The sequence below is a fragment of the Sphingobium xenophagum NBRC 107872 genome (assembly GCF_000367345.1).
In the GTDB taxonomy this organism is placed as follows: domain Bacteria; phylum Pseudomonadota; class Alphaproteobacteria; order Sphingomonadales; family Sphingomonadaceae; genus Sphingobium; species Sphingobium xenophagum.
This window is the reverse complement of the sequence record NZ_BARE01000028.1, coordinates 82315-88845: the sequence shown is the minus strand read 5'-3', so window position 1 is coordinate 88845 and position 6531 is coordinate 82315. Positions and strand designations below refer to the sequence as shown.

The window sequence follows — 6531 nt, the reverse complement described above, 5'->3', positions numbered from 1 at the left end:
CCTGTAAAGGCTTGCTCTCCGACATGCCCTCCCCCGACCCCTCCCTGAAGGGAGGGGAGAGAGAATCAAATGACACAGAAATCCACCGCCAGCTTCGTCAATGTCGGCGAACGCACCAATGTTACCGGATCGGCCAAGTTCAAAAAGCTGATCATGGCGGGCAATTATGCCGCTGCGATCGACATTGCGCGCGAGCAGGTGGAAAATGGCGCGCAGATCGTCGACGTCAACATGGACGAGGGGCTGCTCGACGCGGTCGAGGCCATGACGACCTTTCTCAAGCTGATGACGTCGGAGCCGGACATCAGCCGCGTGCCGGTGATGATCGACAGCTCCAAATGGGAGGTCATCGAAGCGGGCCTCAAATGCGTGTCGGGCAAGCCGATCGTCAATTCGATCAGCATGAAGGAGGGCGAGGAGGCCTTCCTGTTCCATGCCCGCAAATGCATGGCCTATGGCGCCGCCGCGGTCATCATGGCCTTTGACGAAACGGGGCAGGCCGATACCAAGGCGCGCAAGGTCGAGATTTGCGAGCGCGCCTACAAGCTGCTGATGACCATCGGCTTTCCGCCGGAGGACATCATCTTCGATCCCAATATCTTCGCAGTCGCGACGGGGATCGAGGAGCATAATAATTATGGCGTCGACTTCATCGAAGCCTGCCGCGAGATCAAGGCGCGCTGCCCGCACGTCCACATCTCCGGCGGCCTGTCGAACCTCAGCTTCTCGTTCCGCGGCAACGAACCCGTCCGTCGCGCGATGCACAGCGTATTCCTCTATCATGCCATCCCCGCTGGCCTCGACATGGCGATCGTCAATGCAGGACAACTCGACGTCTATGACACGATCGACCCGGAACTGAGGACGGCGTGCGAGGATGTCGTCCTGAACCGCGACCCGGAAGCGGGCGACCGCCTGGTCACGCTGGCGGAAAAATATCGCGGCACCGACGCGGTCGCCGACAAGGCCGCCGAGGCCTGGCGCAGCTGGCCGGTCGCCAAGCGGCTGGAACATGCGCTGGTCAAGGGCATCGACATGTATGTCGTGGACGATACGGAGGAAGCGCGCCTGTCCGCCGACAAGCCGATCGAGGTGATCGAAGGGCCGTTGATGGACGGCATGAACGTGGTTGGCGACCTGTTCGGCGCGGGCAAGATGTTCCTGCCCCAGGTGGTCAAGTCCGCCCGCGTCATGAAGAAAGCGGTCGCGCACCTGCTGCCCTTTATCGAGGCCGCCAAGGAACCGGGCGCCAAGGGCAAGGGCAAGATCATCATGGCCACGGTCAAGGGCGACGTCCATGACATTGGCAAGAATATCGTCGGCGTGGTCCTTCAGTGCAACGGCTTTGAGGTCATCGACATGGGCGTGATGGTCCCCTGGCCCGACATCATCAAGGCGGCGAACGAGAATGACGCCGACATGATCGGCCTGTCCGGCCTTATCACCCCCTCGCTGGACGAGATGGTGACAGTGGCTACCGAAATGCAGCGCGCGGGCATGACCATGCCGGTGCTGATCGGCGGCGCGACGACGTCCAAGGTGCATACCGCGCTGCGCATCGACCCGTCCTATACTGGCCCGGTGGTCCATGTGCTGGACGCCAGTCGCGCGGTCGGGGTGGCGACGGCGCTCGTCTCCGAAACGCAGCGCAATGATTTCGTCCAGAAAACCAAGGATGATTATGAGCATGTCCGCGTCGCCCGCGCGAACAAGGGGCAGAGTGCGCTCGTCAGCCTGGAGGACGCGCGCGCCAATGCGTTCGAGATTGACGAGAGCCTGAAAGCGCCGCGCCCCCGCCTGCCGGGCGTCCATCGCTTCCCCGACTGGGATCTGAAGGATCTTGTCCACTATATCGACTGGACGCCCTTCTTCCGCGCCTGGGAACTGGCGGGCAATTATCCCGCGATCCTGACCGATCCGGTGGTGGGCGAAAGTGCGTCCAGCCTGTTTGCCGATGCGCAGGCGATGCTGGACAGGATCGTCAACGAAAAATGGCTGGTCGCGCGCGGGGTTGCGGGCCTATGGCCGTGCCGTCGCGAAGGCGACGACATCATCGTCCATGTCGAGGATGAGAAGCACTACACCCTGCCGATGCTGCGCCAGCAGATCCAGAAGCGCGAAGGCCGGGCCAATATGTGCCTTGCCGACTTCATCAGCCATGACGGCGACTGGATGGGCGGCTTTGCCGTCGGGATGCACGGCATCGAGCCGCATCTCGCCCGGTTCAAGGCGGCGATCGATGACTATTCGGACATACTTTTGAAAGCGCTGGCCGACCGCCTGGCTGAAGCCTTTGCCGAGCGCCTGCACCATTATGTCCGCACGGCGCTATGGGGCTATGCGGAGGGCGAGCAGCTGACGAACGAAGCGCTGATCAAGGAACAATATCGCGGTATCCGCCCCGCGCCGGGCTATCCCGCCTGCCCCGAACATAGTCTGAAACCCATATTGTTCGAGATGCTGGACGCCCATCACGCCACCGGCATCACGCTGACGGAGAGTTTCGCGATGCTCCCCACAGCTGCGGTCAGCGGCTTCTATTTCGGCCATGCTCAGGCGGAATATTTCGGCGTGGCTCGTGTCGGCCGCGACCAGCTGGAGGATTATGCGGTGCGGCGGGGGATCGATATCGACACGGCGGAGCGCTATTTGAGGCCGAACCTGGATTGAGGGGGCGGGCGACCGGGCGCTCTCTCCCCAACATCGACTGGGGCGGCGAAGGTTGCGTTGAACGCCGGGCTTGGGCAGACCTGTGCGAACGATTGTGATCCTCAAGGAATTGACATGCTGCTGGTCGGTGACCCTGTCCCCTCATTCTTCGCTCGAGGAATCACAAATCCCCGGTTTTCATTCGATAGCGCCGCCGGGCGCTACATCGTCGTTACCTTCCTGGGCAGCGGTGCTTCTCCCGGCGCGCAGGCGTTTCTGGCGGCCATGCACGCCGAAACCAAATGCCTGGACGACAGGTTTGCATGCGCGTTCATCGTCACGAACGACCCGCGCGACGAACAGAGCGGGTTGCTGACGGAGCGTCAGCCCGGAATCCGGCTATTCCTCGACTTCGACCTGGAGATGGCGACATTATTCGGGGCTGTCGGACGCCAGAAGGACAATGGCTCCGCCGTGGCGCTCATGACCTGGATACTCGACCCAGGTATGCGCGTGCTCAGGATTTTGCCGATCAATGACCTGGTGACGCATTATGACGACATATGTGCTGCGCTGGACGGGCAACCGGCGCCGAAGGCGGATATGGATGCATGGGCGCCCATATTGGTGGTGCCCAACGTGCTGGAACCGGATTTCTGCCATAAGCTGATCACCTATGCCGAAACGGTTGGGCTGAACGACAGCGGCTATATGAAAACGGACCCAAAGACCGGCGAGACGGTCCAGGTGCTCGATCATGTTCACAAGCGCCGGTCAGACTGCAGCATTGATGACGAGCAGCTGCGCAATGCGTTGAAAGCGCGCATTCGCCGGCGGCTTGTTCCGCCGATCGCCAGGGCATTTCAGTTCACGGTGTCCCGGATGGAGCGATACATCGTTGCGCGCTATGATTCCAAGTCCGGGGGACATTTTCGCCCTCACAAGGACAATACGACGCTGGGAACGGCGCATCGCAGATTTGCGGTTTCCATCGGTCTCGACGCTGATCGCTATGAGGGCGGGGATCTGCGTTTCCCCGAATTCGGCCCGCGCACCTATCGGCCCCCGACCGGCGGGGCGATCATATTCTCCTGCTCGCTGCTCCACGAGGTTCTGCCGGTGACCAGTGGCGAGCGATATGCGGTTCTGCCATTTCTATATGATGAAGCGGCGGCCCAGATCAGGCTGGAAAATGCCAAGCATCTTCAGGATGCCGGACTGCGGGAAAATGTCATCCAGTCCGTGACGGGCGATTCCAGGTCCAAGGCGGAATAGGGCGCTTCTTCCGCACCTCCCCAATTCAAAAAGGGCGCCCGGTTGCCCGGACGCCCTTCTTCGTTTCGTAAGGAAAGGGGATGCCCTACGCTTTATAGACCTTGTCGACTGCCGCGCGGAATTTGGCCATGTCGTCGGCGGAGCCGACGGTGACGCGGGACACGGTGGGCCAGATCGCCCAGCTGCGGCCGATCTGTACCTTTTCCGGGGTCGCCAGCAGCGCGGCCTGCATGTCCTTGGCGGGCTTCTTCCAGTTCACCATGAACATATTGGCCTGGCTGCCCGGCTGGACCTCGATGCCCTTCTTGGTGAGCCAGGCGATGGTTTCCTCGCGATTGGCGATCATTTCATTGCGACGCGCCTTGATAAGGGCGGCTTCGGTATAGACCGCATTGCCGCAATGCATCGCGGTGATCGCCAGGCCGCCGGCTGCCGGGCCGAACAGCATGATGCGCTTCTGCACTTCGGGATCGGCGAAGGTGAGGCCAAGGCGAACGCCGGCCATGCCGAACAGCTTGGAGAAGGTCCGCATGACGATGATGTCCTTGCGGTTGCCGATCAGCGTGGCGGCGCTGGGGCTTTCCGAGAAGTGGATATAGGCTTCGTCCACCAGCAGCATCGAATCGGCGGGCTTGTTGTCGAGCAGCCACTGGATGTCGGCCAGCGGCGTGATCGTGCCGGTCGGGTTGTTGGGCGTGCAGATATAATAGAGGCCCGCATTGGGATTAGCGGCCAGCATCGCCTTTACATCATGGCCCTTGCCGATGGCCTGCGGAGCCTTGGCGATGGGGGCTTTCATGTAGTCGGCGGTGCGCCAGGCGGATTCGAAGGTCGGGTCGGCGGTGACCAGACCCTTGGTCGGCGAGCAATAGGCCGCGACGATGCTGACCAGCGGGCCGCCGGAACCGGGCCAGGGCATGACATGGGTTTCGGGAAGTCCCTCGACCGAGGCGACGGTCTTGACCAGGTCGCCACGATAATTGTCGGGATCGTACCAGTTGCCAAAGGATGCAGCCTCGGCGGCGGCGGCGACGCCGGACGGGAAGGGGCCGGTCCAGCATTCATTCGCACCGATGCGAACCGCGCCCTTGATGCCGCGCCCGGCCTGCTGCTGCGCCATCGCGCCGCTGCCCAGCAATGTGCTGGCGGCGACGCCGGCACCCAGCAAGGCGGCCACTTCGGCCAGCTGGCGGCGCGAATAGCCGCGTTCGATCAGATCGTCTCTGGCATCCTTGTCGAGCATCATCGTCATGTCGTCTGTCCCCTTTGTCCTGCCATCCGGGCGTTCGTTCCGGGCGTTCATGGGGTAAAACGAAGCGGCGGCGCATTTCCGCAATGCGCCGCCGCCAGAAATCGTAACTTTTTGACGTTGGAAAAGCGGGGTGCCGTCAGGCTTTCCACACCTTGTCCACGGCGGCGCAAAAGGCGTCCATGTCCGCCGCAGAGCCAACCGACACGCGCGAGACATTGGGCCAGATCGGCCAGCTGCGGCCAATCTGCACATTTTCCGCCAGCAGCGCATCGGCCATGGGCTTGGCGGGCTTGCCCCAATCGATCATGAACATATTGGCATGGCTGCCGGGGATGACCTTGATCTTCTTCTTCGTGAGGAAGGCGATCGCCTTTTCGCGATTGGCGATCATTTCGGCCCGCCGCGCCTTGATGAGGTCCGCCTGCGCGACCGACACCGTGCCGCACGCCACGGCGGTCATCGGCAACATCGCCGTCACCTGCCCGCCATCATAGCGCATCATCTTTTCCATCAGCGCAGGCGCGGCGAAGGTGAGGCCGAGCCGCATCCCCGCCATGCCGAACAGCTTGGAGAAGGTGCGCAGCACGATGACATCGTCACGGGTCGCGGCCATTTTGGCGGCGGTGCCGGTTTCGGTCCAGTGAATATAGGCTTCGTCCACGACCAGGATCGCGTCCTTGGGCTTGTTGTCGGCCAGCCACTGAATGTCGGCGACCGGCGTTACGGTGCCGGTCGGATTGTTGGGCGAACAGATATAATAAAGCCCGGCATTGGGGTCCGCCGCCAGCATCGCCTTGACGTCATGGGCATAATCCTTGGTCAGCGGCACCTTGGTCACTTTAGCGCCCAGCCAGTCGCCGGTCCGCCAGATCGCTTCATAGGTGGGGTTTGCCGTCACGATGCCGCGCGTGGGCGAGGCAAAGGCGACAGCGACGCGGCTGAGCGGATCGGACGATCCGGGCCAGGCGACGATGCGATCCACCGGGATGCCCTCTACCGCGGATACAGCGTCGAACAGTTTCTGATGCTCATTGTCCGGTTCGTAGCGATTGCCTTCGGTCACCAGCTTGAAACCGGCTTCGGCTGCAATCGGGAAAGGGCCGGTCCAGCATTCGTTTGCGCCGATTCGCACAGCGCCCGCGACCGGCTTGGCGGCCTGCTGCGCCAGGGCGCCCGTCGCGCGGATCGCCGCTGCGCCAGCGCCTAGCAGCGCGGTTGCCTTGGCCAGTTGCCGCCGCGAATAGCCGCGGTCCAGAAGGTCGCGTTCAAACGCCGTTTCATCCCGTGTCGCCATGGTCCCATTCTCCCAGAAGCCGATTTTATCTTCTTAGACGATCGTACAGAATGTTTCCGCC

Annotated in this window: 4 protein-coding genes; 2 read left to right on the top strand and 2 right to left on the bottom strand. The window is 62.3% G+C overall.

The features are described from left to right. The first annotated feature begins 69 nt into the window (after positions 1-69). Positions 70-2670 carry a methionine synthase gene (gene metH / locus SX1_RS13460; RefSeq protein WP_019053412.1) on the top strand — a complete coding sequence of 867 codons (2601 nt, stop codon included), beginning with the start codon at positions 70-72 and terminating at the stop codon, positions 2668-2670. A 114-nt stretch (positions 2671-2784) separates the two neighbouring features. After that, positions 2785-3924 carry a 2OG-Fe(II) oxygenase family protein gene (locus SX1_RS13455; RefSeq protein WP_019053411.1) on the top strand — a complete coding sequence of 380 codons (1140 nt, stop codon included), beginning with the start codon at positions 2785-2787 and terminating at the stop codon, positions 3922-3924. Positions 3925-4009: 85 nt separating this feature from the next. On the opposite strand, the gene SX1_RS13450 is transcribed toward SX1_RS13455, so the two are convergent. Both SX1_RS13450 and SX1_RS13445 read right to left on the bottom strand, forming a co-directional pair. Beyond that, a complete protein-coding gene (locus SX1_RS13450; RefSeq protein ID WP_026149760.1) occupies positions 4010-5176 on the bottom strand; it encodes a pyridoxal phosphate-dependent aminotransferase in 1167 nt (388 codons plus the stop codon). Positions 5177-5312: 136 nt separating this feature from the next. Further along, positions 5313-6470 (bottom strand): pyridoxal phosphate-dependent aminotransferase, encoded by a 1158-nt coding sequence (locus SX1_RS13445; protein WP_019053409.1) that lies wholly within the window; start codon positions 6468-6470, stop codon positions 5313-5315. Between the last annotated feature and the right edge of the window lie 61 nt (positions 6471-6531).

Excerpts from the sequence above, each read along its gene's own strand:
- metH (WP_019053412.1), top strand. The coding sequence starts at position 70 with ATGACACAGAAATCCACCGCCAGCTTCGTCAATGTCGGCGAACGCACC.
- SX1_RS13455 (WP_019053411.1), top strand. The coding sequence starts at position 2,785 with ATGCTGCTGGTCGGTGACCCTGTCCCCTCATTCTTCGCTCGAGGAATC.
- SX1_RS13450 (WP_026149760.1), bottom strand. The coding sequence starts at position 5,176 with ATGACGATGATGCTCGACAAGGATGCCAGAGACGATCTGATCGAACGC.
- SX1_RS13445 (WP_019053409.1), bottom strand. The coding sequence starts at position 6,470 with ATGGCGACACGGGATGAAACGGCGTTTGAACGCGACCTTCTGGACCGC.